The sequence below is a fragment of the Stutzerimonas kunmingensis genome (assembly GCF_014764705.1).
Classification (GTDB): domain Bacteria; phylum Pseudomonadota; class Gammaproteobacteria; order Pseudomonadales; family Pseudomonadaceae; genus Stutzerimonas.
The window spans coordinates 1-25,445 of record NZ_JACXXG010000033.1 but is presented as its reverse complement, the minus strand read 5'-3'; the positions used below and the strand labels follow the sequence as shown (position 1 = coordinate 25,445).

The 25,445-nt window shown below is 57.4% G+C and carries 18 protein-coding genes and 6 pseudogenes; 16 read left to right on the top strand and 8 right to left on the bottom strand.

Translation table 11 applies throughout. The features are described 5' to 3' along the window. Nucleotides 1-110: 110 nt before the first annotated feature. A pseudogene (locus tag IEG05_RS19175) lies at nucleotides 111-888 on the bottom strand (FUSC family protein); the annotation flags it as partial. Between the two features lie 203 nt (nucleotides 889-1,091). Here IEG05_RS19175 and IEG05_RS19170 point away from each other — a divergent pair. Beyond that, nucleotides 1,092-1,841, top strand: coding sequence for an IS5 family transposase (locus tag IEG05_RS19170; RefSeq protein ID WP_191122547.1), 750 nt, complete (start codon nucleotides 1,092-1,094; stop codon nucleotides 1,839-1,841). 68 nt (nucleotides 1,842-1,909) lie between these two features. Continuing rightward, nucleotides 1,910-2,714, top strand: a pseudogene (locus IEG05_RS19165) (helix-turn-helix domain-containing protein). A 348-nt stretch (nucleotides 2,715-3,062) separates the two neighbouring features. Here IEG05_RS19165 and IEG05_RS19160 read toward each other — a convergent pair. After that, nucleotides 3,063-3,422 carry a YgjP-like metallopeptidase domain-containing protein gene (locus IEG05_RS19160; protein WP_234175060.1) on the bottom strand — a complete coding sequence of 120 codons (360 nt, stop codon included), beginning with the start codon at nucleotides 3,420-3,422 and terminating at the stop codon, nucleotides 3,063-3,065. Between IEG05_RS19160 and IEG05_RS19155 the strand changes: the two are divergent. The 8 genes and pseudogenes from IEG05_RS19155 to IEG05_RS19120 form a co-directional block, all read left to right on the top strand. Further along, a pseudogene (locus IEG05_RS19155) lies at nucleotides 3,403-3,771 on the top strand (Arm DNA-binding domain-containing protein); the annotation flags it as partial. The gene IEG05_RS19160 and the pseudogene IEG05_RS19155 overlap by 20 nt on opposite strands. Next, nucleotides 3,768-4,034 (top strand): annotated as a pseudogene (locus tag IEG05_RS19150) (S26 family signal peptidase); the annotation flags it as partial. The pseudogenes IEG05_RS19155 and IEG05_RS19150, both read left to right, overlap by 4 nt. Nucleotides 4,035-4,494: 460 nt before the next feature. Beyond that, a complete protein-coding gene (locus IEG05_RS19145; RefSeq protein WP_191122546.1) occupies nucleotides 4,495-6,486 on the top strand; it encodes a relaxase/mobilization nuclease domain-containing protein in 1,992 nt (663 codons plus the stop codon). 110 nt (nucleotides 6,487-6,596) lie between these two features. After that, a complete protein-coding gene (locus tag IEG05_RS19140) occupies nucleotides 6,597-6,995 on the top strand; it encodes a BlaI/MecI/CopY family transcriptional regulator (protein ID WP_023101672.1) in 399 nt (132 codons plus the stop codon). Further along, nucleotides 6,995-7,990 (top strand): M56 family metallopeptidase, encoded by a 996-nt coding sequence (locus tag IEG05_RS19135; RefSeq protein ID WP_191122549.1) that lies wholly within the window; start codon nucleotides 6,995-6,997, stop codon nucleotides 7,988-7,990. Before IEG05_RS19140 ends, IEG05_RS19135 begins: the two co-directional genes overlap by 1 nt. 138 nt (nucleotides 7,991-8,128) lie before the next feature. Beyond that, nucleotides 8,129-9,376 (top strand): TolC family protein, encoded by a 1,248-nt coding sequence (locus IEG05_RS19130; RefSeq protein WP_191122545.1) that lies wholly within the window; start codon nucleotides 8,129-8,131, stop codon nucleotides 9,374-9,376. After that, nucleotides 9,373-10,602, top strand: a complete 1,230-nt coding sequence (locus IEG05_RS19125; protein ID WP_191122544.1) for an efflux RND transporter periplasmic adaptor subunit — start codon at nucleotides 9,373-9,375, stop codon at nucleotides 10,600-10,602. The genes IEG05_RS19130 and IEG05_RS19125 overlap by 4 nt, the downstream gene beginning before the upstream one ends. Nucleotides 10,603-10,612: 10 nt before the next feature. Then, nucleotides 10,613-13,753: an efflux RND transporter permease subunit gene (locus IEG05_RS19120; RefSeq protein WP_191122543.1), complete on the top strand. Its 3,141-nt coding sequence runs from the start codon at nucleotides 10,613-10,615 to the stop codon at nucleotides 13,751-13,753. 286 nt (nucleotides 13,754-14,039) lie between these two features. On the opposite strand, the pseudogene IEG05_RS19115 reads toward IEG05_RS19120, so the two are convergent. Then, nucleotides 14,040-14,498 (bottom strand): annotated as a pseudogene (locus IEG05_RS19115) (IS5 family transposase); the annotation flags it as partial. A gap of 72 nt (nucleotides 14,499-14,570) precedes the next feature. Continuing rightward, nucleotides 14,571-16,076 (bottom strand): group II intron reverse transcriptase/maturase, encoded by a 1,506-nt coding sequence (gene ltrA, locus IEG05_RS19110; protein WP_046622612.1) that lies wholly within the window; start codon nucleotides 16,074-16,076, stop codon nucleotides 14,571-14,573. 763 nt (nucleotides 16,077-16,839) lie between these two features. Here ltrA and IEG05_RS19105 point away from each other — a divergent pair. Together IEG05_RS19105 and IEG05_RS23640 are read left to right on the top strand one after the other, a co-directional pair. Further along, entirely contained in the window at nucleotides 16,840-17,103 is a 264-nt protein-coding gene (locus IEG05_RS19105; RefSeq protein ID WP_191122542.1) for a hypothetical protein, read from the top strand. Nucleotides 17,104-17,191: 88 nt separating this feature from the next. Further along, nucleotides 17,192-17,311 (top strand): annotated as a pseudogene (locus IEG05_RS23640) (hypothetical protein); the annotation flags it as partial. A 127-nt stretch (nucleotides 17,312-17,438) separates the two neighbouring features. Here IEG05_RS23640 and IEG05_RS19095 read toward each other — a convergent pair. Genes IEG05_RS19095 through IEG05_RS19080 form a run of 4 tightly spaced genes read right to left on the bottom strand, consistent with a single transcriptional unit; the run spans nucleotide 17,439 to nucleotide 20,075 of the window. Next, nucleotides 17,439-17,840, bottom strand: a complete 402-nt coding sequence (locus tag IEG05_RS19095; protein WP_191122541.1) for a DUF6957 family protein — start codon at nucleotides 17,838-17,840, stop codon at nucleotides 17,439-17,441. A gap of 11 nt (nucleotides 17,841-17,851) precedes the next feature. Beyond that, the gene (locus tag IEG05_RS19090; protein WP_191122540.1) at nucleotides 17,852-18,187 is read right to left on the bottom strand and encodes a hypothetical protein; all 336 of its coding nucleotides are present in this window, start codon (nucleotides 18,185-18,187) and stop codon (nucleotides 17,852-17,854) included. Then, on the bottom strand, nucleotides 18,184-19,497 hold the full coding sequence (locus tag IEG05_RS19085) for an N-6 DNA methylase (protein WP_191122539.1): 1,314 nt from the start codon (nucleotides 19,495-19,497) through the stop codon (nucleotides 18,184-18,186). The genes IEG05_RS19090 and IEG05_RS19085 overlap by 4 nt, the downstream gene beginning before the upstream one ends. Further along, a complete protein-coding gene (locus tag IEG05_RS19080) occupies nucleotides 19,494-20,075 on the bottom strand; it encodes a restriction endonuclease subunit S domain-containing protein (protein WP_191122538.1) in 582 nt (193 codons plus the stop codon). The genes IEG05_RS19085 and IEG05_RS19080 overlap by 4 nt, the downstream gene beginning before the upstream one ends. Before the next feature lie 140 nt (nucleotides 20,076-20,215). On the opposite strand from IEG05_RS19080, the gene IEG05_RS19075 reads away from it, so the two are divergent. From IEG05_RS19075 to IEG05_RS19060, 4 genes are read left to right on the top strand one after another with little or no spacing between them, the layout of a single operon-like run. Continuing rightward, nucleotides 20,216-20,836, top strand: coding sequence for a TnsA endonuclease N-terminal domain-containing protein (locus IEG05_RS19075; protein WP_191122537.1), 621 nt, complete (start codon nucleotides 20,216-20,218; stop codon nucleotides 20,834-20,836). A 2-nt stretch (nucleotides 20,837-20,838) separates the two neighbouring features. Beyond that, nucleotides 20,839-22,698 carry a DNA-binding domain-containing protein gene (locus IEG05_RS19070; protein WP_191122536.1) on the top strand — a complete coding sequence of 620 codons (1,860 nt, stop codon included), beginning with the start codon at nucleotides 20,839-20,841 and terminating at the stop codon, nucleotides 22,696-22,698. After that, nucleotides 22,679-23,605: a TniB family NTP-binding protein gene (locus IEG05_RS19065; RefSeq protein ID WP_157837832.1), complete on the top strand. Its 927-nt coding sequence runs from the start codon at nucleotides 22,679-22,681 to the stop codon at nucleotides 23,603-23,605. The genes IEG05_RS19070 and IEG05_RS19065 overlap by 20 nt, the downstream gene beginning before the upstream one ends. After that, nucleotides 23,598-25,193, top strand: a complete 1,596-nt coding sequence (locus IEG05_RS19060; RefSeq protein WP_191122535.1) for a TniQ family protein — start codon at nucleotides 23,598-23,600, stop codon at nucleotides 25,191-25,193. Before IEG05_RS19065 ends, IEG05_RS19060 begins: the two co-directional genes overlap by 8 nt. Nucleotides 25,194-25,445 lie beyond the last annotated feature (252 nt).

Genomic DNA, 25,445 nt, shown 5'->3' with positions numbered 1-25,445 from the left:
TCTGAGGAGTCAGAAAAGATAGTCCACGATCAGAGGCTGTGCGGTCTATTTGGTAAATTCTCTTGGCATCAACACGTTACGAGCGAAGTGAGTGAATTTTCCCTTCATCTCGGCATGACCCGCTGTAGCTCGGTTTGAAGCCGGTGCAGCGAGTCCGCGGTGGAGATTAGCTGGGGCATCAACATCGCCATCCGCGCGCGAAATTCGCGAGCATGAACGGTGGAGAGATGACTGCCGCTGTCGTGGCTCAGATGGCTGATCATCGCGTCCAACCCCATTACATCCACCAGCAGCGCATTCAGCGCACGCTGGTCGACTTCGCCCAGGTGCTGGGTTGAGCATCCGACTGACGGCACCGCGCCCATCTCGCAACAGCAGGTGCATCTTCGCCGCGAGAGTCGGCGCGATGCGGCTGGGAAACAGCACGGCGTTCACCACGCTGGCGCAGACGATACCGAGCAGAATTTCCTCGGAACGCGCCAGGGCGACATCGAAGATGGTCGCTGGGTGATTGACCTCGGCGAGACTGATCAGCGGCACCGTATAGGCGGCGAGTAGAAAGATGTAGCTGCGTGGCGAGCGGTCCAGCAATGAGAGAAAGAGCAGGGCGCCAATCCACAACGAGATCGCCAGGCTCAGCATCACCGGTTGCTGAGCGAACGTTGGCAGAAGCACGACCGATGCGGCTGCACCGAGCAGCGTACCCAGCGCGCGATAGATCGCCTTCGAACGTGTCGCCCCGGACAACGGATGCGACACGACGTAAACCGAGGCCATGGCCCAGTAAGGGTTTTCCAGCGGTATCGCCAGAGCGATGTACAGCGCAAGCAGGGCGGCAATCAGCGCCTTGGCCGAAAACAGCCATTCGCGCCAGGTTGGCATATTCATAGAGTTCGTTTTTTGGGGCGTGGGCCAGAGGCGGGAGAGGGCGCGGCCGTCACGCTGCAACACAGATGGTTACATTTAACGTCAAAGACGTATGACAGACTGAACAACCACTAGGGTCTGTTGCCGTTTTGCGGTAACTCATTGATCTATAAGAGCAAACTCGTATCTTTGAAGCTCTGACCCAACATCGATACGAGTTTGCAATGCCCCGATTACTGCTCAGCGATGAGCATTGGTCGAAGCTGCGGGAAATTCTGCTGCACAAGGCCATCTACAACAAGCGTGATCTACGAATGACTGTGGAGGGCATGCTGTACCGCATGCGCACGGGATGCCCCTGGAGAGACCTGCCCAAGGCGTTCGGGAACTGGAACAAGGTCTATAAACGCTTCAATGCCTGGTCCGCTGCCGGCAAATGGCTCAAGGTCTTCAAGCTGCTGGTGGCGGAGCCCGACATGGAGTGGGTGTTCATCGATGGCAGCTACGCCAAGGCTCACCAGCACAGTGCAGGTGCTGCCAGCAGTAATGATGAGGCTATAGGGAAAAGTCGAGCTGGCAATACCAGCAAGATTCACCTGGCAGTGGACGCCCACGGCTTGCCCATCGAGTTTGAAATCACAGGTGGCCAAATCAATGACTGCACGCAGGCCCCAGCGTTGATTTCCAAGCTCCCAGGGGCAGAAACCGTCGTCGCGGATAAGGGCTATGACAGCGAGAGAATCCGAGAGCAGATTGAGCTACAAGGGGCCAAGGCCGTGATCCCGAGAAAGCGTAACTCTGTGAAAGGCAACGCGGATTTGGACAGGGGTCTTTACCGCAATCGGCATCTGGTGGAAAACGCCTTCGCCCGACTGAAGCACTACCGGGCGGTGGCATCGCGATTCGACAAGCTCAAGAGGAATTATGAAAGCGTGGTGGCCATGGCCTGTGCCTTCCTATGGTTGCCCATGTGAAACGGCAACAGACCCTAGGACGATTAGTGCATTTTTTCGCGCGGGATACGGCACCACGGCAGGAATTCATGAGCAAACGCATTCCCAACTACGCCTTGTACGGCCAGGCTGCATTGCCCGTATGGCAGGACCTGTTGCATCTGGAATGGATCAACGAACGCGGCGACATGCATCAGCGCGAAATCAAGCCGCATCAGCATGACTCACTGTTGCAGATCGTCTATGTACGAAGTGGCGAGGGCGAAGGAGTCGATGGCGCGGATTTTGTCCAGCGACCTGCTGGCCTTGATGCAACGTCCGGCAGTGGTGCCGCTGCCGTGGGATGCAGACGGTGAAGAGCCGATATGGCCGCTGATCCAGCTGATCCAGGCGGAAGCGCACAGTCAGGAACGTGGCAATGTCGCCGCGGGGCACGCATTGTTGCTCGCGCTGCTCGTACATGTCGTCCGGCTGGAACAGCCAGTGCCGATAGCTCGCCCAGCCAATGGCAGGCGGTCCCAGCTGCTGATTCAGTTTCGCGCGTTGGTCGACACGCATTTCAGACAGCATTGGCCGCTTGGTCTGTACGCCGAAGCGCTGGGAATCACGCCAGCCACACTGGGCCGAGCCACCCGCGAAGGTCTGGGTGAATCACCGACTGCGATCATCAACGAGCGAGTCGTTCGCGAAGCACAACGTCAGCTGGCGTATACCACGCTCGACATCCAGCAGATCGCCCGCGACCTGGGGTTCGACGACGCGGCATACTTCAGCCGTTTCTTTCGCAAGCAGACCGGACTCAAACCCAGCGAATTTCGCTCGGCGTTTCGGAATGCGGAAACTAATCAGCCGAACAGCCAGCATACGCAGGCAAAGGATTCACCTGAGAGCTGAAGCGCTTTGGAGATATCGAGGCGAAAAGCTGGAGGTGATCTGGTGGTGTAACGCCTAAGGCGCAAGGTCGGCGTTTCGCATAATCTATATTATGTTAAATTGAGTTTGTGGTAATGGCCGTGCTTTGCCATCGCCACCTGTCGTACGTCAGCTAACTGGAGAATTCCGTCAAGGATGAGAATTCAAAAAACCCTTCTGGATCAGATGCCTACGATTGGGCGCTGGTATGCCAATCAGCGAGTCGCGCATTTTTTCTCCTAACCTGCACTGCTGCTCACTGGTGGGACATGGCGATCTGATTGGCTGAAATTGACGTTATGAATGGGATCATGCGATGCAGCGAGCAGCCTAGAACTCAGCCAGCACCGATCCGTTAAGTTCCTCACGCAGCGTCCGCCATTGCGGCAAGTGCTGGTTAAGCAACCCGGTAAATCGCACGTTGTGATGGTGCTCCAACAGATGTGTCAGCTCATGCACAAGGATGTATTCCAGACATTGCGCCGGCTTTTTTGTTTCACGATGACTCCAGCCCGGTAGTTCGCTGGACTGCGCCGTAGCTCGATACAGCAGGTTTATCAATAGCTTACGCGCGTCCATCATATGCCGGTGCTTTCTGAAACTTGACCCGGTTTTCCCTCGCGCCGCTCCTATCTGGCTCTTGGAATCCGGGTCGTTCCAAGGAGTCATCATGGCAAAGATCAAGCTCACCAAAACCGCCGTGGAGGCGGCCCAGCCCCAAGCCAAGGATGTTGAACTGCGGGATACCGTGGTGCCTGGCTTCCTGTGCAAGATTACCCCGACCGGCCGCCGGGTGTTCATGCTCCAGTACCGCACGAACTCCGGCCAGCCCCGCAAGCCCTCGCTGGGGCTGTACGGGGAGCTGACCGTCGAACAGGCACGAGTCAAGGCACAGGACTGGCTGGCCGAGGTTCGCCGGGGCGGCGACCCCGGCGGCGCCAAGGCCGAGGCGCGCAAGGCGCCCACGATGGCCGAGTTGTGCAAGAAGTTCATGGAGGACTACTCCAAGAAGCGCAACAAGCCCAGCACGCAGGACGGCTAGGTGCGGTGGCGCCGCAAGAGGTGTGCATCGCTGACGGCAGCGTCCGCATCAACGGCGTGCCTTCGGCCGCCGTGCTGCCTGCCGACCGCTGGGGCCGCCCGCTGCCATCCTGGCAGCAGTGCCGCCGCCTTCGGCCTGGCGAGCTGTTCCTGCTCAGTGTCACCAATCCGGCGTCGTTCGACAGCCGGTATTTCGGGCCGGTCAGCGCATCCGCCGTGATCGGCGTCGCGCATCCGGTCTGGCTGGAATCCCGCCCATGATGGCCGTCGATTCGCTGCACGTTGCCGTGCATCTCATCGTGCCATCGGGCGTGTCGTCCTGCTGGTCGTCGCCGTGTCGTCGCGCGTGCAGTGCGGGTGCCAATCCTGCGCATTGGGCACCGCACTTCGCGCTGCCTTCGGCGCAGCCGTCCAACGTGCAGGCGTCTTGCCTCGAACGCGCCCGGCCTGCGGCCGTGTCCGCGTTCGCCGGCGCGCTGGCTGCTCGCGCAGCAGCGCCGCCGGGCCGCCGCTGCTCCGAGCGACAGCGAGGGGCAAAGGCGGAAGGCAAGACAAAAGGGTGCGGCACCTGTCGGCCCGCAAAGCCAGTCTGCACGTGCGGGTGGCGCGGCACGCAGCGGCTTCGCCGCCGTGCCGCGTGGGGCGCGAGGCTCGCGCCAATGCAGGCTTGTCCGCGTGCTTCGCACGACCAGACATGCCAGAGCTTGCAGGGAGCACAGCCATGACCGACCGCCGCGACGACGATTTCCGCATCCGCCCCGGCGCCCCAAAGAACCGCGACCAGAGCTTCGTCTCCAAGGTGCTCAAGCAGGCGGGCAAGGCCAGCAGCGGCAAGTCCGCTGTGCGCCGTCCTGGCACTGCCACCGGCACCGGCACCGGGAGGGGCACCGGCCAGCGGCCCGGCTCGCGCCTCGGGCGCGGCCACACAGCGGCGCGCTTCGCCGGCGCCAAGCTGACGCCCATGTCGCGGCGCGTGACCATCAAGACGCTGCTGGTCAACCAGCGCCAAGCCAGCCCGCAGTCGCTCGCCAAGCATCTACGCTACATCGAGCGCGACGGTGTGGGCCGCGATGGCGAGCCGGGCCAAGCCTACGGGCCGCAAACCGATGCCGCCGACCTCGACGCCTTCAAGGAACGCTGCGCTGACGACCGGCACCATTTCCGCTTCATCCTCTCGCCCGAGGATGGGGCCGAGCTGGAAGACCTACGCACCTACACGCGGCACCTGATGGGCCGCATGGAAGCCGACCTGGGCACGGGCCTCGATTGGGTAGCCGTCAACCACTGGAACACCGACAACCCGCACACGCACATCGTCGTGCGCGGACGCGACGACACCGGCAAAGACCTCATCATCGCGGGCGACTACATCGCCGATGGCTTCCGCCATCGCGCCGCAGAACTGGCGACCGAATGGCTGGGGCCGCGCAGCGAGCTGGAGATCCAGCAGACCTTGCAGCGCGAGGTGGAGCAAGAGCGGTGGACGAGCCTCGACCGCACGTTGCAGCGCGAGGCCGGCGAGGATGGCCGGGTGCAGATCGAACGCTTCAACGAACCTCGGCTGCAACGCCAGCGCCTGCTGCTGATCGGCCGGCTGCAACGCTTGCAGCGCCTGGGCCTGGCCGACGAGATGCAGCCGGGCACCTGGGCCGTCCATGCCGACGCGGAAAAGACCCTGCGCGCCCTGGGCGAACGTGGCGACATCATCCGCACCATGCAGCGGGCGATGCGCGGCGAGCCGCGCGAACTGGCGGTGTTCGAGCCGGGCGACGACGGCCGAACCATCCTCGGCCGAGTGGCCGCGAAGGGACTGGCCGACGAGCTGCGCGACCGGGGCTATCTGGTCATCGACGGCGTGGACGGCAAGGCCCACTACGTCGCGCTCAATGCCCGCGACGAGCTGGCGAACTACCCGACTGGCGCCGTGGTGGAGGTGAAGGGGTCGGCCGACGTGCGCGCGGCCGACAAGAACATCGCCGCGCTGGCGAGCGATGGCCTGTACCGCACTGACCACCACCTGGCCGTCGCGCAGGGTCAGGCCGTGCCGGGCCGCGATCCGCAGGAAGTCGTCGCGGCCCACGTCCGCCGGCTGGAAGCCCTGCGCCGCGCCGGCATCGTGGAGCGCGTGGCCGAGGGACTATGGAAGGTGCCGGACGACCTGGCCGAACAGGGCCGCCGCTATGACGCGCAGCGCCTGGGCGGCGTGGCGGTGGAACTGAAATCGCACCTGCCCATCGAGCGGCAGGCCCGCGTGATCGGCGCCACTTGGCTCGACCAGCAGTTGATCGGTGGCGGGTCGGGCCTGGGCGACCTGGGCTTTGGTAGTGAGGCCAAACAGGCGATGCAGCAGCGCGCCGACTTCCTGGCCGAACAGGGGCTGGCCGAGCGGCGCGGGCAGCGCGTGATTCTGGCGCGCAACCTGCTGGGCACGCTGCGCAACCGGGAGCTGGCGCAGGCCGCCAAGGACATTGCCGCCGAAACTGGCCTGGAGCATCGGCCCGTGACTGACGGGCAGCGCGTGGCGGGCATCTACAGGCGCTCCGTCATGCTCGCCAGTGGGCGCTACGCCATGCTCGATGGCGGCAAGGGGTTCAGCCTGGTGCCGTGGAAACCAGTGATCGAGCAGCGGCTAGGACAGCAGCTTGCCGCTACGGTGCGCGGTGGCGGGGTGTCTTGGGAGATCGGGCGGCAGCGTGGGCCTGCCGTCGGTTAACTGTTCACACTAGCAGAGTGTGGCGCCAGCGAGCCATGATAAACCGATTGACGGTCGGTTTTTTGTAAGGGATACTTCTAGGTTCGAGTCAAAGCTCGGAGTTGACAACCTTGACCAATCACAGCGTACCAACACTGGGCGATCTGGAGATCGCCGTGCTCGAAGACATCTGGCGCTTCGGCCCGTCCGACACCAAGGCGGTGTATGCCCGCATTGGGCAGGCTCGCTCGATTTCTCCGAACACCGTGCAATCTACGCTGGAACGTCTTTTTCGCAAGGCCATGCTCCGGCGAGAAAAGATCAGCCATGCCTATGAATATTCAGCACGAGTTTCCCGCCGCGAATTGATCCAGAAGTTGGTGGAATCCACGGTGCGTCGCGTCGCAGGCCCGCAGCCGGATGCGTTGCTGAGCGCCTTTGTCGATCTTGCTGCAAGGGCGGATGACGACCAGCTCAAGAGGCTGGAGGAGTTGATTGCCCATCGTCGCGCTGAATTGGATCAGACGTGATGACGAGTTATGGGCCACTGCTTCAATTTGCATTGCTATCCGGTTTCGTACTGGCGGTAACGCTGACCTTGCTGATTGGAGCCTGCGAGCGCCCATTGCGCCGTGCGCTGTCGGGAAAGACGCCTTCCCAGCGAGCAAGGGTATCGTGGTGGACGCTGGTAACACCTGCCTCGGCGGGTATTGCCTACGCGGCCATGACCATTGCCATGCCGTCGATGTTTGATGATTCGGCCCGATTTGCCGCTGCCTGCTCTGCACACGCTGAAACGCTCTTGCACCTGTGCGTTTGGCACCCGAGCGGCAATGGGCAAAGTGCTTGGCTATGGGGAGCATTGGCATTGTTGGCAGGATACGCGGCTTGGCTGGCTTCACGGGCCGCAGTGGGTCTTTGGCGTGCTCGGCGAACCCTTGCCTCGATGGTGCGCCTGAGCTGGCGTCCGGGGCATCCAGACAAACTTCGCGTGCTTGATGTCGATCAACCTATGGCGCTGGCCTGTGGCGTCGGGCAAGGTCACATCCTGCTTTCGACCTCGTTGATGCGGCGACTTGATCCGACGCAGTTGCGCGTGGTGTTGGCGCACGAACAGGCTCACATCGCCAATCGCGATGTTCTGCATCGTTTGATCGCCGTCGTATTGTCGAGCATCCAGTTGCCAGGTACTCGCCGCCGGTTGTTGCGTGATCTGGAACTCGCATTGGAACAGCGTTGTGATTTTGCCGCTGCAACCGAAGTGGGATGTCCTGTCGCCGTGGCCGAAACCATCGTTGTAGTGGAGAAGATATTTCGGCAACACGCCAAGGAACAGGTGCCATTGACGATGGCGTTCTTTTCCGATTTTGTCCCTGAGCGCGTCGAGGCGTTGCTGTCGCCCAAGCTCTCGTCTGTCTCATACTTGGGGCCGGTGCTAGGCAGTCTTGTTCTGGTGTTTTGCAGCCTCTCTACAGGCTGGCTGCATTCTGTAACCGAATCTCTCATCGCCGTGATGACGAGGTAACCATATGCCTGTGTGCTGTGTTTTTTTGTCCGAAAAACCGATTGATGCTCGGTTTTATGGTGATTTCGCTCCGGCGTGCGCGGGATGTCGTCACGCGGAATCATTTGCTCGCCAACTTTTGTCGTCATGAGGATTTCCATGAATTTGATCCGCGTAGTGGCCTTGGTGTTCGTCGGAGCCTGCGGCACGTCCGCAGCCGTGGCCGCCGAAACCTTGCGATTGGAGGATGCAGTCACCCGCGCATTGGCCGCTCACCCATCCATTGCCGCTGAAACGGCTCAACTCCAAGCCGTGCAAGCCCGCACGCAGCGCGAGGCGTTGCCACCGCCTTACACCATTGGCGGCGAGGTAGAGAACGTGGCCGGTAACGGCAACCTACGAGGTGTTCGCTCGGCGGAAACGACATTGCGCATTGGCCGGGTCATAGAACTCGGCGGCAAGCGCGAGGCCCGTCAGACGTTGGGCCGGGCCGAGATGAGGGAGCAAGAGCATCAGGCCACCAAAGTGCGGATCGACTTGGCCAGCCTGACTACAACTCGCTTCATCGAGGTGCTCGCCAGACAGCAGCGGCTGGCGTATGCCGAGGAACGTATCCAGCAAGCGGAGCGCACCCGCCAGGAGGTTGCAGCGTGGGTGCAGGCCGCTCGAAATCCCGAGTCGGATTTGCAGGCCGCGGAGATTGCGCTCGCTGAGGCGCAACTCAATCGCGAAAGTGCTGCACACGAGCTGGCTAGCGCAAAGATGACTTTAGCAGCGAGTTGGGGCGCGCTGGCACCCGACTTCGGTGAGGTCGTCGGTGACCTGCAAGCCTTGCCGACTGTGGCGCCGTTCGAGACGCTGGCTGCACGCTTGCCTTCGACGCCAGAACTGTGGGCCTCGCGATTGCGGGCCGACACCATTGGCGCCCGGCGCCGGCTCGCCGAGGCTGAGGCCAAACCAAACATCGACGTCAGCTTGGGCGTGCGACGCCTGGAAGCCTTCAAGGATCACGGCGTGGTGATGTCGATCTCGGTGCCGTTGGGTAGTCCAACGCGCTCTGGATACGCGGTGTCTCAAGCAAATGCGGAGCTTGCTGCGCTGGAAGCGCGGCGTGATGCCGAACGCTTCGAGCGCCACCAGACGCTGTTCGACAAATATCAGGAACTCACGCACGCGCGGCACGAAGCCGAATCGCTACGCACACGAATGCTGCCTATGGCTGAAAGTGCCTTAGCGACGACTCGGCGCGGCTTTGAACAAGGCCGCTTCTCTTATCTGTCACTGGCTCAAGCGCAGCGGACACTGTTCGATTTGCGTGCGCGAACTGTCGAAGCCGCCACCCGCTATCACCTTTTGCTGGTCGAGGTGGAACGCCTCACCGCCACCGTCGAGGACACCGCACCATGATTCGCATTCTCTCCCTGTTGCTCCTTTGCGTGCTTGCCACCGCTTGCGGCCCCGGCGGCGACAAATCCAAAGAGGAGGCCAGTGTCCAAGCCAGTGGAAGTTATGAGCGTGGGCCGAACAATGGCCGGCTACTGCGTGATGGAGACTTCGCCCTAGAAGTCACCATCTACGAAACCAACGCACCTCCGCATTACAGGCTCTACGCCTATCGCGATGGAAAGCCAGTCGCTGCCACCGATGTCGTTGCGACCATCAAACTCTCCCGTTTGGATGGCGAGGTCAACCAATTCACGTTCACGCCAGAGGGCAACTATCTAGTCGGCAGCGGCGAAGTGACCGAACCGCATTCGTTCGATGTCGCCGTGTCCGCCGAACATGCCGGAAAGAAGTCCACTTGGTCTTACGAGTCCTATGAGGGTCGCGTAACCATTCCGGCCGGCATCGCCAAGGATGCCGGTATCAAGACTGCATCGGCCGGGCCAGCAGTCATCCGAGATGTTGTGCGGTTGATGGGAACCGTTGTTCTGGATGCCGATAGACACGCGGCGGTTCGCGCACGCTTTCCCGGCATCGTGCGATCGGTGAACGTGCAACAGGGCGAACGAGTCCGCCGTGGCCAGACGCTGGCCGTCGTTGAGGGCAACGACAGTATGCGCACCTATCCAATTGTCGCGCCGTTCGATGGCGTGGTGCTCACGCGCAATACGAACGTGGGTGACGTGGCCGAGGCAGGTGCGCTGTTCGAGCTGGCTGACCCGTCCAACGTATGGATCGACTTGCGTGCCATTGGCACTGATGCCGAAGCCCTACAGCCAGGACAGCCAGTGCGAATCCGGTCAGCGACGGGAAAGACCGAAGCCAGCGGCAAGATTCAGCGACTGTTGCCGGTAGCTGGTAGCGGCCAGAGCCTCATTGCCCGCGTCAGCATCCCGAACCCGGAGGGACGCTGGCGCCCCGGAATGACCGTGGCGGCAGAGGTCACAGTAGGTACGCGCAACGTACCGCTGGCGGTGAGGGAGTCGGGGTTGCAGCGATTCCGCGATTTCACCGTGGTGTTCGCGCAGGTCGGCGACACATACGAAGTCCGAATGCTCGAACTCGGCGATCGTGATGGTGAGTACGTTGAAGTGACTGGCGGACTCAAGCCCGGCACTAACTACGTGGCCGAGCAAAGTTTCCTGATACGCCAAGACATCGAAAAGTCTGGCGCAAGCCACGATCACTGAGGACGCAGATATGCTCGAACGCATCATTCGCGCGTCCATCGCGCATCGCTGGCTCGTGCTTCTATTGGTGCTCGCCCTGTCCGGGCTGGGTATCTGGAACTACAGCCGCTTGCCGATCGACGCGATACCGGACATTACCAATGTCCAAGTGCAGATCAATACTGAGGCGCCAGGCTACTCGCCAATGGAGGCCGAGCAGCGCGTCACTTTCCCGGTTGAAACGGCGCTGGCCGGCCTTGCCCGGCTGGACTACACCCGCTCGATTTCCCGCTACGGTCTGTCGCAGGTCACTGCGGTCTTCGAGGACGGCACTGACATTTACTTCGCCCGTCAGCAGGTCGCCGAACGCTTGCAGCAGGCATCTTCGCAACTTCCGGCGGGCCTGAATCCCTCGCTCGGGCCAGTGGCAACCGGCCTGGGCGAGATATTCATGTACACCTTGGAACCCGAAAAGGGCTACGAGGAAATATGGACACCCACCACGCTGCGCACCTTGCAGGATTGGTCGGTACGTCCGCAGCTTCGCAATCTGAAAGGCGTCACCGAGGTCAACACCATCGGCGGCTACGTGCGTCAGTTCCACATCACGCCCGATCCGGTCAAATTGCTGGCCTACGAGTTGACGATGAATGACGTGCTGAACGCCGTCGCGCGGAACAACGCCAACGTCGGCGCCGGCTACATCGAACGTCATGGCGAGCAGTACCTGATCCGCATCCCCGGCCAGATTGGCGACATCGAGCGGCTGCGAAAAATCGACGTGGCAACGCGCGATGGGCTGCCGCTGCGAATAAGCGATGTGGCGGAGGTGCTGGAGGGTAGCGAACTGCGAACCGGCGCAGCCACCAAGGACGGCAAAGAGGTCGTGTTGGGCACGGCTTTCATGTTGATTGGCGAGAACAGCCGGGCGGTTGCGCAGCGCACAGTAGAAAAGCTCGCTGAAATCGACGCGACACTACCAGAAGGAGTCCGCGCGCACGCCGTTTACGACCGCACTCAGCTCGTTGATCGCACCATTGCAACGGTGCAGAAGAATCTTCTGGAAGGCGCGCTGCTGGTGATAGCAGTGCTGTTCCTCCTGCTGGGCAACATGCGCGCGGCACTGATAACCGCGGCGGTGATCCCGATCGCCATGCTGCTGACGATTACCGGCATGGTGCAGAACCGCATCTCGGCCAACCTGATGAGCCTGGGCGCGCTGGATTTCGGCCTGATCGTCGATGGCGCGGTCATCATCGTGGAAAACTGCTTGCGCAGGTTCAGTGAGCGACAGCATCAGCTCGGTCGCCTGCTGACCCGTGATGAGCGTTTCTCGCTGGTTTCCAGCGCCAGCGCAGAGGTCATCAAGCCCGCCCTGTTCGGGTTGTTCATCATCACGGCTGTTTACCTTCCGATCTTCGCGTTGTCGGGCGTGGAAGGAAAGATGTTTCACCCGATGGCCCTCACCGTCGTGATCGCATTGACTGGTGCGATGGTGTTGTCGTTGACCTTTGTGCCTGCGGCTGTCGCACTGTTTGTCACCGGCAAAGTTTCCGAAAAAGAAACCAAGGTGATGCGCGGCATCAGCCGCTTCTATGCGCCACTTCTCCAGAAGGCAATCAAGCTGAGAGTCGTGGTTGCCGCGGCGGCGGCAGTGCTGGTGGTGCTGTCCGGTTTGCTTGCGACACGCTTGGGCACCGAGTTCATCCCCAATCTGGATGAGGGTGACATCGCCTTGCACGCGATGCGCATTCCCGGAACGAGTCTGACCCAGGCGATTGGTATGCAGCGCCAATTGGAAGCGCGGATCAAGGAGTTTCCAGAGGTGGAGGAAGTCGTCGCCAAGATCGGCACTGCCGAAGTTGCGACCGATCCCATGCCGCCTTCTGTGGCCGACACTTTCATCATGCTCAAGGATCGCAGCGAATGGCCCGATCCTCGCAAGCCGAGAGGCGTCCTGCTTGCGGAACTGGAGAAGGCGGTGAACGCCATTCCCGGCAACAACTACGAGTTCACTCAACCCGTGCAGATGCGCATGAATGAGTTGATCGCAGGTGTCCGTGCCGAGGTGGCGATCAAGGTGTATGGCGATGATATGGAGCAACTTGCCCGACTAGGCTCGGAGATTGAAGCTGTGGCCGAGAGCATCGAGGGGTCTGCTGACGTGGCGCTCGAACAGATCACGGGCCTGCCGATGATGACGATCACGCCGAACGTGGATGCGCTGTCCCGACACGGCTTGGCGATCGACGACATACAGCAGACGGTGGCAATCGCCCTTGGCGGCGCTGTCGCCGGCCAGGTATTTGAGGGAGATCGCCGGTTCGACATCGTGGTTCGGCTACCCGAAGCGCAACGCCAAGATCCGAAGGCACTGGCGACACTGACCATTCCGGTTTCGACCGGCATGGCTGCCGGGCTGGGCCAAGCTGCTTACGTGCCGCTCAGCCAGCTTGCATCCATCGAAGTGGCGCCCGGCCCCAATCAGATCAGCCGTGAGAACGGCAAGCGCCGGATCGTCATCACCAGCAACGTCCGCGGGCGCGATTTGGGGTCGTTCGTGGAAGAACTACGAGAGCGGGTAAGCCGCGAAATCACGCTGCCAGAGGGCTATTGGGTCAGCTACGGGGGGACGTTCGAGCAGCTCATTTCGGCAAGCCAGCGCCTGTCCGTCGTCGTGCCCGCCGTGTTGGTTCTGATCTTCGGCCTTCTGTTTATGGCCTTTGGTTCAGGCCGGGACGCCGCCATCGTCTTTAGTGGTGTGCCTTTGGCGCTGACCGGCGGCGTGGCTGCATTGTGGCTGCGCGACATTCCGCTTTCGATCTCAGCAGGGGTCGGCTTCATTGCCCTATCCGGTGTGGCGGTGCTCAACGGCCTGGTGATGGTGAGCTTCATCCGCAAGCTGCACCACGACGGAGCGCCGATTCAGGATGCCATTGTGAATGGCGCGATGACGCGGCTACGCCCGGTGCTGATGACCGCGCTGGTTGCAAGCCTTGGCTTTGTACCGATGGCAATCAATGTCGGCACCGGCGCGGAAGTGCAGCGACCGCTCGCAACTGTCGTCATCGGCGGCATTGTTTCCTCGACGCTGCTGACGCTACTGGTACTGCCGGCCTTGTATCGCCTGATTCATCGGCGTGCCGACCGCCAGGACACCACGCCAGCGTGAGAACGCTGATTCTTACCACCTGATCGCAGGATTGCGGCGATTGAAAATCAATTGCCGCTCTCGATCAAACGATTTGCGGAGTTTATTCAAGGTATGAGATTCATGCACGAAAGACTGTCTGGAGTATTGCCGAGTCCTAAGGAAGGTCTGAAGTAGCCCTGTATTTCCGGTCGACTTCAGCCCTCGCTGCTTTTGAAAGCGGGCCGTCGATCAAAATCGACCAGGTAACCCGCTCAGTTCTCCGTTTTTGGCCGCCGCGAGCACCTCGCAGCAGCCATTTTCCGCATTACAGGCGCACCTCTCCTGCGGTAGTCAGCAAATGTCGGCGCGCCATCCATAGGTTCGACAGCGCGAACAGCGTCACCAGCTGAGCGGTGTTCTTGGCCAGGCCACGGAAGCGCACCTTCACGTAACCGAACTGGCGCTTGATCACTCGAAACGGATGCTCGACCTTCGCTCGCACTTGTGCCTTGGCCTTCTCGATCTTGCGCTTGGCTTTGTACAGGGCACTGCGCTTATCGAGCTTCTTGTAGGTGCTGCGGCGTGCTGCGACCTGCCAGATCACTTCGTGGCCAGCATGTTCGGGGCGCTTTTCGACGCCGGTGTAGCCGGCATCCGCGCAGACGACGTTCTCGTCACCGTGCAGCAGTTTGTCGACCTGGGTGATATCCGCCACGTTGGCTGCCGTGCCTACCACGCTGTGTACCAGCCCCGACTCATCATCCACGCCGATGTGCGCCTTCAGTCGGGTAAAACAGGGGTGTTACCACCCCTGTCTCCCCTAAGAACCGTACGTGAGAGTCACCCCTCATACGGCTCAAGCCTTCCAGCAGCCTGAGTAAGACTGGGTAACCTGACGATGCGCTCTTCGGCGCTCAAGGTAAAACGTCCATGCTGGATCGAACGGGTTCGCTGCACTGCATATTTTGATATGCCGCACAATCGAAACACTGGCGGCGGCATACAGCCAAGCAGGTTGACTCAAGCCGCGCGCTTTCTCCTGGGTGGCGAAAGCCCAGTGCCGTTGACCTACGACACGAAAGTAGCGTTGTTTTACCCAATGGGCATTTTTCATGGCGTGCCGACGAACTGCCCAGCGCCATAACACTTGCCAAATCTGATGGTCGATCCAAGCGAAACGCTTGGCGGCGACAACATGGCGATGATACATGGCCCATCCTCGGATCACCGGGTTCAGGGTCAAGATCAAGTTAGCTTGAGTCGCCGTCTTGTTTGCGTTTGCGATTTCCCTCACCTTATCCAGCAATGCCTTCACACTCTTGCGAGCCGGTGTAATGAGCAGCTTGCCGGCGTACTTGCGTACGTTTTGGCCGAGAAAATCGAAGCCTTGTGAGATATGCGTTATCTGAGTCTTTTCATCAGAGAGTTCCAGTCCACGCTGTTTCAGGAACGCCTCAATTGCAGGACGAACCTGATGTTGCAGAACAGCTTGCGTGGCCCCTGTGATGATGAAGTCATCGGCATATCGTACGACGTGTATCTTGAATGGCTTACGCTTGCGCGCTGTCGAAGCCACGCTTGCATGGACGACATCTTCCAGGCCATCCAGCGTCCAATTCGCAAGTACCGGAGAGATGATTCCCCCTTGCGGGGTTCCTGCCTCCGTTGCGAACAAGGCTCCCTGATCGACATACCCCGCTCGAAGCCATTTGCGCAGAACCACCTTATCCATGGGCACGTTGGTGAGCAGCCAATCGTGACTGATATTGTCGAAACAGCCTCGAATGTCAGCTTCCAGTACCCAATGCGCCGAACCACGTTTCGCCAGTGCATTGAAGCAATGTGCGATTGCATCGGCAGTGGATCGCTGCGGCCGAAATCCATAGGAGTTGGGGTCTGCACGCGTTTCGGCAACCGGCTCAAGTGCCAGTTTCCACAGCGCCTGCATCGCACGATCCCGCATCGTTGGAATTCCCAGCGGACGCTTCTTGCCATTGCTTTTGGGTATGTAGATGCGTCTCAGCGGTTGAGGCCGATAGCCCCGATGCTGTAACGCTTGTGCTCCCGTCGATTTAGCCACCGGAGTCGACCAGATCTTGCCATCAACGCCCGGTGTTCTCTTGCCTCTGTTTTCCGTCACTCGTTTCACGGCCAACAGTTTGCCGCTGAACGAGCGAGTCAGCAGTCGTTGCAAGGCTTGCACCTTGCCCCACCTGCCTTCTCGTGTTGCCTTGGCGATACGTACCTGGAGTCGTTTCACTTGCGACTCGATCTGGTTCCAGTGTTGGGGCCAGGCCGATATGAAGTTCGAAGGCGCACCAATGCTCGCCGTTGCTTGCGCATTGGGTGCGAACACTGCCATCTGCTTTCCTCCGTACAACGATTGATCAGGTTTTCTCGCCATGGAAGACCGTGTGGAAGTCTGCTCGCTTTCGCGCCAGATGATGTTTCAATCTGTATTCACCCCATTACAGGGTGACCTTCGCTTTTTCCACATTCCTTTACCCGCAGCATCAACAGCTTGCTTTACAGCTCACCTGCCGAAATCGGCAACGCTACGGGCTTACCCTGTTCCGCATGGATTTCCGAACGGGTCGGGCTCCTCGATTTCGCCGGCGGCACCACATCCACGAGGGGCTATCGGTAAGAACCCCTGCCTGGCCGCGCACCTTTTGGTTCAAGCCTGTCAGCATCTTTGGCTTGGCTACTATGACGACGTTTATATGAGATTCACTTGTGTTAGCCGTACCCGTTCATCCCTAGCACCTCTCCGCCTTGATGCTGGCAGATTCAGTCTGGCCTCGCGGTTCGACCTACCGAAATATCGGCGGTTACATTGTCCCCAGAGCTTCAGACCCGGCTGTTGCCGGCCACGCCTGTCTGGGTAGGGAACGAGTGGTGGAACAGTCGGTTCCGTCGGGCGTTAACCTGCGGAACAGAAACCCATGCGACTTTCAGGTCGCACTGCCGAAGTAGTACTGGTTGCCCTTCTTGGTCTGGTGCATCTCCGGGTCGCGCTTGCCGTCCTATGCACTCCCGCCGTCTTGCTGCGCCGTGCGCGTAACGGGCGGCCGAAGTTTCCCGCCCTGCCTTGTATGCAGGGCCTCACCCCAGGAGATAGTGAAATGAAGATTCGTCCATTTTTGATTGCCGCCCTGGCTCGCACGTTGCTCGCTTCGCCGTTCGTGATGGCCCATCCCGGTGGGCATGATGACGACGAGAAAGCGATGCCGAAGACATGCGAGCAATTGGCTGATACCAAGCGGTACATCAGCGATGTGGCTTATCCCGAAGTGAAGAAGCTGAAAGAGCAGTGCGACGCCGCGAAGAAGAAGCCGACTGCCACGCAGTCTCCGGCAACCCGCCGCTCGTCCAGCGGCGGGAACTGATTGCTCAAGGCTGTAGCCGTGACTCACCGGGTCGCGGCTACAGCCTGTGAGGCCCACTAGCTGAGAGTTATCTGTCTTTGACTCACGCAACTATGGATATCCACGGCTGGTAGATCTGTTCGCTGCCATCGACTTGTTCGAGATGAAGCGGATCAACAACCATCCACTGGTTCGCTACAAGCGTCGAGCTGCGGCCACCGTGGCTTGAAAAAGCCGACCAGGCATCAATCGAAGCAGGTTACTGGTAAGGAAAGCATTAACAAATTTGTTAATAAAATCACGACGTATCCTGAGGCTATCAGGCGTTACCTGGATTGGAGACTGTTGGCTGGTATTCAGAACACTATTCGCCCAACCGTCTCCAGTGCGGCCTGCTTTTTCTGACCGTCCCCGAGCAGCACATAAACTGAGTTGAGCGTCTGGAACAGGCAGCCGTCACGGAACTCTTGCAGCGGCGATGTTCGCACAAGGTCGCCTACGTCCCAGCGCCTTTGTGAGTCGTAGATGACCTTATGCGCAAAGATGATCACAGGTTTTCGACTTGTTTTCTCAAGCTCTGCCAACTGAAGTGGCGTGACAATGAGGTCAATCCAGACCCAATCTCTGACCAAGCAGTACTCGGTGTTCAGGCGTAGGTCGCGCATGAAATTGAGCGCCTGCTCGTCGGTCATTGGGGAACCTGTCATGACCTCTCCGTCCCCGTTGAACAGGTTCGACAATGAATCGAGCTCGCTCATAGTCGTTTCACTTAATGAACATGCCATAACGAATGGGATAGCCGAGCTGCCTCAAATTTTTCAGCAAGGTTTTCTATAGACTGACGACCACCGCGTGCAAAGGATGCGATGACGAAGAACTCATCATCACGAGTTTTGAGCATCCAACGATCTGGCGAAAAGAGCATGATCTGCATAATTTCTGTGCTGACCAGAGATTCGCCATTCCGATAGCCGAATGCCTTGAACACATTGCCCATCAGATGGAGGGACTCGATCCGTGCGTCAACGACGTAACCAGAGACCACGTCCGGATAGTCTTCAATCATCGCAGCGGCCAGCAAGGCCATCTTGCGCTGGTTTTTCATGGGGCGACCTTCTCAGCTAGCCTACTGAGCAATTCGTCAATCTGTCCCCCCACCTGCCAAAGCTCAAGCTTGAGGTACTCATGCTCACGGCTAAGGGCGTCGAGATCATGCAGTCCTTCATCAGCACGGGCGGAGAAATATCGCCCTGGGTTCAGCGCGAAGCCAGTGGCTTCAAGATCAGCTATGGACAGAAGAACAGCATTACCTTCAACAGGTTCACGACGGGAATAATGTTTCTGAATCTGCTGAATACCCTCAGCCGTGAGCGTGTTGAGGCTCTTTTCAGATGTGTACTGCTTGCTCGCATCTATGAGCAGCACCGAACTGCTTTGACGCGAAGACTTGAAGACCAAAATCGCAAGCGAGCGCGCATCACTGCGATAAAGCTTTGCCGGAAGATAGACTACAGCGTCGAGCAAATTGTTCTGCATGATCGCTCGTCTGATTTCAGCTTCCTTGCCCGCCCTTAGCAGGGCCGCTAGATCCACTACAGCGATTGCCACCCCTTGGTCTTTCCGCATGCACGCAAGCATGTGCTGTATGAGCGGCCACTCCCCTTTCCCTTTCGGGGCAATACCGTATTTGAATCGCCCGAATGGATCTCCGGCACCGAGCTCTGTAGCCCAGACGTCAGCACTTTCTGACAGGTCTGAAACCACCACATCAAAAGATTGAAGCCCCACTCCGTCATTGGGTGGTGACTTCAGGGCATCTGCCTTTTCGAATGTCAGAGAATCGTGCTGGAAGAAAGCGCGTAGCAGCCCATGCAGGATATCTTCGTCAGCAGAGGATTGGCCCAGCCCCCAAGCTGATGAGCTTGAGTTGGAAACGAGTTCGGCAAGCAGTCGTCCATTCGCGCTGAGGGGGTCGTAGTAAGAGCGCCCACCAGACTGCTGGCTTATGCCAGCGATCACTTGGATTAGCTCCTCAGGGCAAGGCCTTGTCCCTTCATAAGAGCCATCAGCTTCAAGCGATTGAAGGAGCATCTCCAGCAGCATTGGTCTTACCGAGTCATCCTTAGCTAATCCGTGTGCAATCGCACGGAAATACTCATGGTGAGCGGCTAGCGAGCCTGCCTCCAGCTTGTAGATATCAAGCTTTTTGCGGAGTGCATTGGCAAGCAAAGGCGAGGTCTCGCCGACTAGCCAAGCAGCACGGTAAAAGAATTCTTCTTCAAAGGATTCCGGCACTTCCTCATCAGACGAGTCGTGGTCATTCGGACTCCACAAGATCAGAAGGAATAGGTGCGTTGTAAGCGTCCTGTAGTCCGGACTGGCCGTGATTGACTCCAGGAGATCTACCCTGCTCATACCGTTCCCTTCCCGAGGACTTGACTGGCGACCGCCGCCATTTGTTGCTGCCTGGTTTTCATTAGAGACTCGAACAGAAGCTGCTCTCTTCTAGCGAGCGTGACCAGGTGATGAAGCTCTTGCTGCACTGCTCGTTCAGCGAACACGACAGGGGTTGCACTCAGGGTCGGCAACGTGATGTGCCGGGTGTTGACGTTTGGTGTGTTCAGGTCGAAGTGACGCTGAGCACATACCTGGTTCAGTTGCCATGCGATGAAAGCAGGACTGAACCGCTCGTCACGTACACGGATAACGAAGAAGTGTTGCGTGCAGACAACCTTGCTGAAAGGCACCTCAGTCAGACACACAGCGAAATTCTTGCGCCCACGTGCTTGGAAAAGGATGTCTCCAGCTTGTAACCAGTCCGGCTCTTTGCGAGCGGTGATGGTACAGCGCTCCAAACCTGCCCAATCCACCCCACTCTGTTGATCAGCATCGCGGATCTGGATCACCCGGCTGTGCGCTTCAAAGTCAGGCGTGATAGCGCCGCGGAACGCATGCCCTGCGCGGATTTCAGCGATTTCTGAGAGGGTCACCATCTCGCTTCCTTCTTGTGCGTATCACTCATCCTAGCTGCCAGGCATAACAACATCAACACGATGATGCTATTTTTCCTCTTGACAGGCATCCGAGATTCCATAGCATTAGCATCATCGCGTTGATTCATGTGGTGGCGCAGTTGAAACCAAAGCAAAAACCTAAGGGTGTCTGGTCTAAGCCGATCCGGCATTTCTACTCGGTGAAGAACCAGGCCAGGTTCTGGTGTGAAAGCTTGCTGGAGAGGGATGCCCTACTGACCCTAGAGTTTGATGAGGCGGTTGAGTCCTACAAGGCGCAACCCGTTTCATTTGCCTATACCGCAATTAACGGAAAACCTGCGAGATACACTCCAGACCAACTCGCCAAGTTTAGTGATGACCGTGGCTATCAGTTCCGCGAGATTAAAATGGCTAAACGCGTCGACGATGCCTTGCAAGAAAAAATGGCGTGGATTCGTCGACACATAAATGATGCTTGTGGTGCAGGCCTAGAGATTGTCACAGATGAAGACATCCGGTTGGGCGATTCAATTTTCAACATGAATATGCTTTATCCTTACAAGAGAGTCTTTATCAATCGGCCTGAAGTGGCAAAAATAAAGAAAGGAATGCCACAAGACATTTGTTTCTCGGAGCTAAAAGAATATCTAAGGCGTCTGGGATTTCCTGATACGACACCATTCGCACTTTTGGCTCATGGCGAATTTCGGTTCGATTTTTCTATACGCCTGACCGAGCAAACAGCCCTTATCAAGGTGTAGCCATGCAAAATCTATATGTGGATTGTTTGCTTTCCTATGAGGGGCGAACCGGCAATCTTCGCCTCTTTGATGGCGATCTTGCCGTAATAAAATTTAAAGATGGAAAGGTGGAGAGCTTCACTCCAGAGGAACTGGAGCGTGCACGATCAGATGGGAAGCTTCATTTGTTCAGGACTCCTTCTTACAATCCGTGCTACATAAAGACCAGCACAGAGCAGGATGAAGAAATTGCACGCATGACTGCTTATTGCAGTGCGCTGAAACTTGAGGCAAAGCCCTGTGCAAAAGGCGTCCGGGAACTCGTCATAGCTCGCATCTCATATCTTATCTCGGATAGCACTCCACCGAGTATTTCCAATCTGCATAGAATTTACAAGAAATGGATTGCTGCCAGCGAGAACATGGCTGAAGTCCTTTTTGGTGGTAAGAGAGTCCGGAACCCGTCTATCGCTAATGAAGTATTTGACCTAATGGACATGGTCATAAAAAAGGAATATCTCACCGAAGAGAAACCTTCGATGCATCGCGTATATTTGATTTTTTCCGCAAAATACGCTGCCAGAGGATACATTGCACCTTGCCCATCTCTCTCAACCCTTGAACGCCGTATTCGCGCGCTTGATCGCATCAGCGTGATTGCGTGCCGGTACGGGAAAAGTGCAGCCAGGCATGAGGCTAGATCTACCAACTCTAAAATTGAAATCGAAAGAATTCTGCAACGTGCAGAGCTTGATACGGCACATTTTAATGTAGGGCTAAAAAACAAATTCGGCAAATTTATAGGAAAGCCTAGCATCTACTTTGTCGTTGATGCCTACTCGCGCGTCGTGCTGGGTTACGCCATTCACGTTGGCAAGCCGCGAGAGACATCTGCCTGTGTAATCCATACGCTTCGATATGCTATTTCACGAAAGAATGACCCGCTATATCCATATTGCGGAATACCCGCGCGGGTGGTCGTAGACCAAGGAGCTGCATATATCTCTGCTGACACCATGCGATTTTTTGACAACTTGAAAGTCGAAGTTGATTGCACTGGCACCAAAATGGGTTGGGGCAAACCCATCGTGGAACGATTCATTGGCACGACCCGTACAGGCCTATTTCAGGGGCTAAAAGGCTATCTGGGGAAGCCGGATAACAGATATAAGTCTGACTCCAGCATAAAGTCCTCTGCGAAGCACACATTTTCTGAATTCAGGAAGTTGTTCAGTGAGTTCATTATCAAGTACCACAATCAGCCGCACTCTGGATTGAATGGCCGAACCCCTGCCGAAGTTTGGCGTGAAAGCGCCACAAAATATCCGCCGGTAATGGTTGATGAGATTGGGCATGACAACTTGCTGCGCGGGCTACGCGAAGAGCATAACCTTGCTCATGTGAAGGGAATTACCTGTGACTATCAGGTTTTCAATAGTGACGAGCTTCAAGCAATTTATCATCGATCACAACGAAACCAAAAACCGCATAAAAAAGATGAAGTCAAGGTGATTGCATACCGCGACCCGCTCGATGCCAGTGCCATTAGCGTTGTAGACCCTTTTACAAATCGGATTCTAGAGGTTCCAAATATTCTAGGGGGCAAGACCTCGGGGCTTTCATTTTCAGAACTTCGCGTGGGGCGAGTTTATCGCACGACGAAGGATGAATCGCCCACATGGGATGATGGTATCCGTGAGGGTTATAGCGATCCTGAAAAGCCACGCCGTAAAGGGCCAGACATACCGCTTAACTCAGCGGGGACACCTATCGACCTTGAAACACTGCTGAAGTCACCCGTCGAAGAATACTCAGCAGACAGCATTTGTGCTGTTTCACCGATTATTGATGAGGATGACGACTATGCAATCACCATCGAGTAATGCTCCACGCCGAAAGCCGCACACGGAAGCATTCTTGCAGCTAACAATTCGAAATCAGCAGTTCGACCTAGCGTATCAAGCGATTAGTCGGTGCCATAAAACTGCCGGCCTGAAGCCAAAAAGCATGATGCTGCTTGGAGCCAGCGGAGCTGGCAAATCGACTTTGCTTCACTTATATCGCAAGGCCTTTCCAGATGCTGAGTTGGAAGACAGAACCCTGCGTCCAATCCTCTACATATCACTGCCGTCCCGAGTTACTGTAAACGACATTCTCAGCGGATTGCTTGAGGCTTGCGGCGATCCCGAGCCTCAGAAAGGTACGGCCAGGTCACTATTGAGTCGCCTTTACGGCCTGACAAAATCACTGGGTGTTCAGCTAATCATCATCGATGAAATTCAACATGTGCTCCCCGAGCACACCCACCGGCGGACGCAAGAAGCTGCTGACATGATCAAAAGCATCATGGATCGAAGCCTAATTCCTTTTGTCCTTGCCGGACTTCCCCATGGGAATCGAATTTTGACTGACACAGTCAAAGGTAAGCACAGTGAAGATCAGCTGATTCGTAGGTTTAACGCTTCTGTCCAGCTTAAGCCTCCTGCTCTAGGATCAAATGCATGGAAGAATCTCATGGCTGTATATCAGAAAACCATTGGCGTTCCATGCATCAACCTGAGCAGTGACGAGATGCTGAAACGGTTCTATCTCGCCAGTAACGGGCTCCATGGATTCATTGCGAACGTGCTTGAGCATGCGCTTGAAAGCACTGACGGGAATCAGCAGATCTGCATGACTCATTTGTCGGAGGCATTCGACGTCAGCAGTTACGCAGATTTGATAGAAAATCCTTTCAAGATGTCCCTGCCTCAAGTCGAACGGGCCCTGGCGTTGCGGGCAAATGTCTAAGCTGCGACTTCTGCCGGTACGCCTTCGCCCCGAACCCGGTGAGCATTTTTCCGCTTATCTACTGCGCTTGGCTGTGGCTAATGGGCGCAGTTCTGTAAAGGAGCTGTTTTCTACCCTGAGAATTGGTGGCAGCAAAGCACAAAACCATCAATCGCCTGATACCCAGGCTGCGTTGGCAGGATGGTTAGGTCTGAGTCCGGCAGAGCTGAGTTGCTATGTCGTTCGAGATGAGATTCTCGCCAAAGTTACAGCACATGACTCCTCGCGAATTTACCGAAACCTTGAGCTGCGAGTTCCCCGAATCTGTACGGCATGCCTTCGGAAGAAAAAACGGATGCCAGCATATTTTGGTCAGTTGCCATTCACGCATTGCTATGAGCATCGTCATGAATTGATTCATGCTTGCCCGCACTGCAATGACCAGTTTGAGTGGTCGGAAGAGCTTTTCGAATGCCGTTGCCCTTCGTGCAAGGCTGACCTCAAAGCCTCTACTAGGCCAGTACAGCTGCCGGCGTATGCTTCAGACCTTCGTTCACGTTTATCCGACTCGAATGTGCTCAACCATTTCATTCGGGATCTGCTACTAGCCCTTCAATGCATCCTTGTACCGTTGAGCACTGATCTGTCTGCTCGTGAGAGGCCACCCACTGAAATCGCGCCTTGGCCTCAGCTTCTGGATCAGGCATACACCCTGCTCAATGAGTCAACGGCGATGCAGTCATGGGCCGAAACTTGTCGAGTACATAGATCTCCCACAGCTGTAATTGGCGCATTCGCCGTTTACCTGCCGATTTATGCGCTGGTAGAAAAACTGGCGCTGCCCTGGCCTTTTCGGGATTTGAATTGGCTTTCGGGGAGGCAGTCGGTCAAGGAGTCAGCTGCGGAGAACGCAACATCATTGGCGCTAGTTGATCATCGGTTGCTGTCACAAGTCCTGGGGTGCCAGCCAACCGAGATACTGCCTTTAATTGAGTCATCTGCACTCCGGGGACTCAGCGGCCACAGGTCTATACGGGATACCCGTTTTGATCTAGTTACATTGGCCAAACAGGTTGAGCAGCTGGAGACAGTCGTTTCTGGCCAGGTCATCGATATGGTGCATGCTGCGCGAATCGCATCAGCGCATGGCGGCCATATGGGGCATGTACTGGCCGGCATCCTGTTAAAAGAAATTCCATTCCGACCCAATTCAGATCGGAAAGCTTTGCTTGATGGTGCCTTTGTGGGTGTTGACAGTCTGTTGGCCTGGATGGCGAAGCATCTCGCTTCGCTGGAGGCTGCTCACTGCACGCTACTTGAAACCATCGCCATCACAGGGATGAACAAGCAAGAAATCACTACGGCTTGCTCCCTCGGGCTGATCAAGCCACTGGGCTGGAAACGTGAACTTTGTTTCCAGGGTGGCGAGATCAGTCGACTGCTCAGTAGCCATATCTCAATAAAACGGTGGTCGAAGATGTCGGGGGTTCCTGCTCGTCGGCCATTGGCAAGCCTCACTGAATCCTGTTTCGAGGCCGCCATTGCGGGCGTTCTTTACAAGCGCACCGAAGAGCTAGATTCTTGGCTGAATAGCTTCGCAAGCCGCTGAAGTCATTGCAGCCCGCAGGACTGTTGCCGCTGACCGAAAACTGACCCAGTAGAGGCTGTTCTGCCGACTGAAAACTGACCCAGGTGTTCAACTGCTTCTGCTCAATTTTTGAGCAGGAGAACACGGGGTGATCAGTATGGAAATGATGGGCAAAATCCGCCGGATGTATTTCCGCGACAAGCTGTCGCTGCATGAGATAGCCAAGCGCACCGGGTTGGCGCGCAACACGATTCGCAAGTGGGTCAGAGCACC

What these genes read in the sequence shown, in the direction of transcription:
- IEG05_RS19170 (WP_191122547.1), top strand. Translation starts at nt 1,092, where the DNA reads ATGCCCCGATTACTGCTCAGCGATGAGCATTGGTCGAAGCTGCGGGAA.
- IEG05_RS19145 (WP_191122546.1), top strand. Translation starts at nt 4,495, where the DNA reads ATGACCGACCGCCGCGACGACGATTTCCGCATCCGCCCCGGCGCCCCA.
- IEG05_RS19135 (WP_191122549.1), top strand. Translation starts at nt 6,995, where the DNA reads ATGACGAGTTATGGGCCACTGCTTCAATTTGCATTGCTATCCGGTTTC.
- IEG05_RS19130 (WP_191122545.1), top strand. Translation starts at nt 8,129, where the DNA reads ATGAATTTGATCCGCGTAGTGGCCTTGGTGTTCGTCGGAGCCTGCGGC.
- IEG05_RS19125 (WP_191122544.1), top strand. Translation starts at nt 9,373, where the DNA reads ATGATTCGCATTCTCTCCCTGTTGCTCCTTTGCGTGCTTGCCACCGCT.
- IEG05_RS19120 (WP_191122543.1), top strand. Translation starts at nt 10,613, where the DNA reads ATGCTCGAACGCATCATTCGCGCGTCCATCGCGCATCGCTGGCTCGTG.
- ltrA (WP_046622612.1), bottom strand. Translation starts at nt 16,076, where the DNA reads ATGGCAGTGTTCGCACCCAATGCGCAAGCAACGGCGAGCATTGGTGCG.
- IEG05_RS19105 (WP_191122542.1), top strand. Translation starts at nt 16,840, where the DNA reads ATGAAGATTCGTCCATTTTTGATTGCCGCCCTGGCTCGCACGTTGCTC.
- IEG05_RS19095 (WP_191122541.1), bottom strand. Translation starts at nt 17,840, where the DNA reads ATGAGCGAGCTCGATTCATTGTCGAACCTGTTCAACGGGGACGGAGAG.
- IEG05_RS19090 (WP_191122540.1), bottom strand. Translation starts at nt 18,187, where the DNA reads ATGAAAAACCAGCGCAAGATGGCCTTGCTGGCCGCTGCGATGATTGAA.
- IEG05_RS19085 (WP_191122539.1), bottom strand. Translation starts at nt 19,497, where the DNA reads ATGAGCAGGGTAGATCTCCTGGAGTCAATCACGGCCAGTCCGGACTAC.
- IEG05_RS19080 (WP_191122538.1), bottom strand. Translation starts at nt 20,075, where the DNA reads ATGGTGACCCTCTCAGAAATCGCTGAAATCCGCGCAGGGCATGCGTTC.
- IEG05_RS19070 (WP_191122536.1), top strand. Translation starts at nt 20,839, where the DNA reads ATGCAAAATCTATATGTGGATTGTTTGCTTTCCTATGAGGGGCGAACC.
- IEG05_RS19065 (WP_157837832.1), top strand. Translation starts at nt 22,679, where the DNA reads ATGCAATCACCATCGAGTAATGCTCCACGCCGAAAGCCGCACACGGAA.
- IEG05_RS19060 (WP_191122535.1), top strand. Translation starts at nt 23,598, where the DNA reads ATGTCTAAGCTGCGACTTCTGCCGGTACGCCTTCGCCCCGAACCCGGT.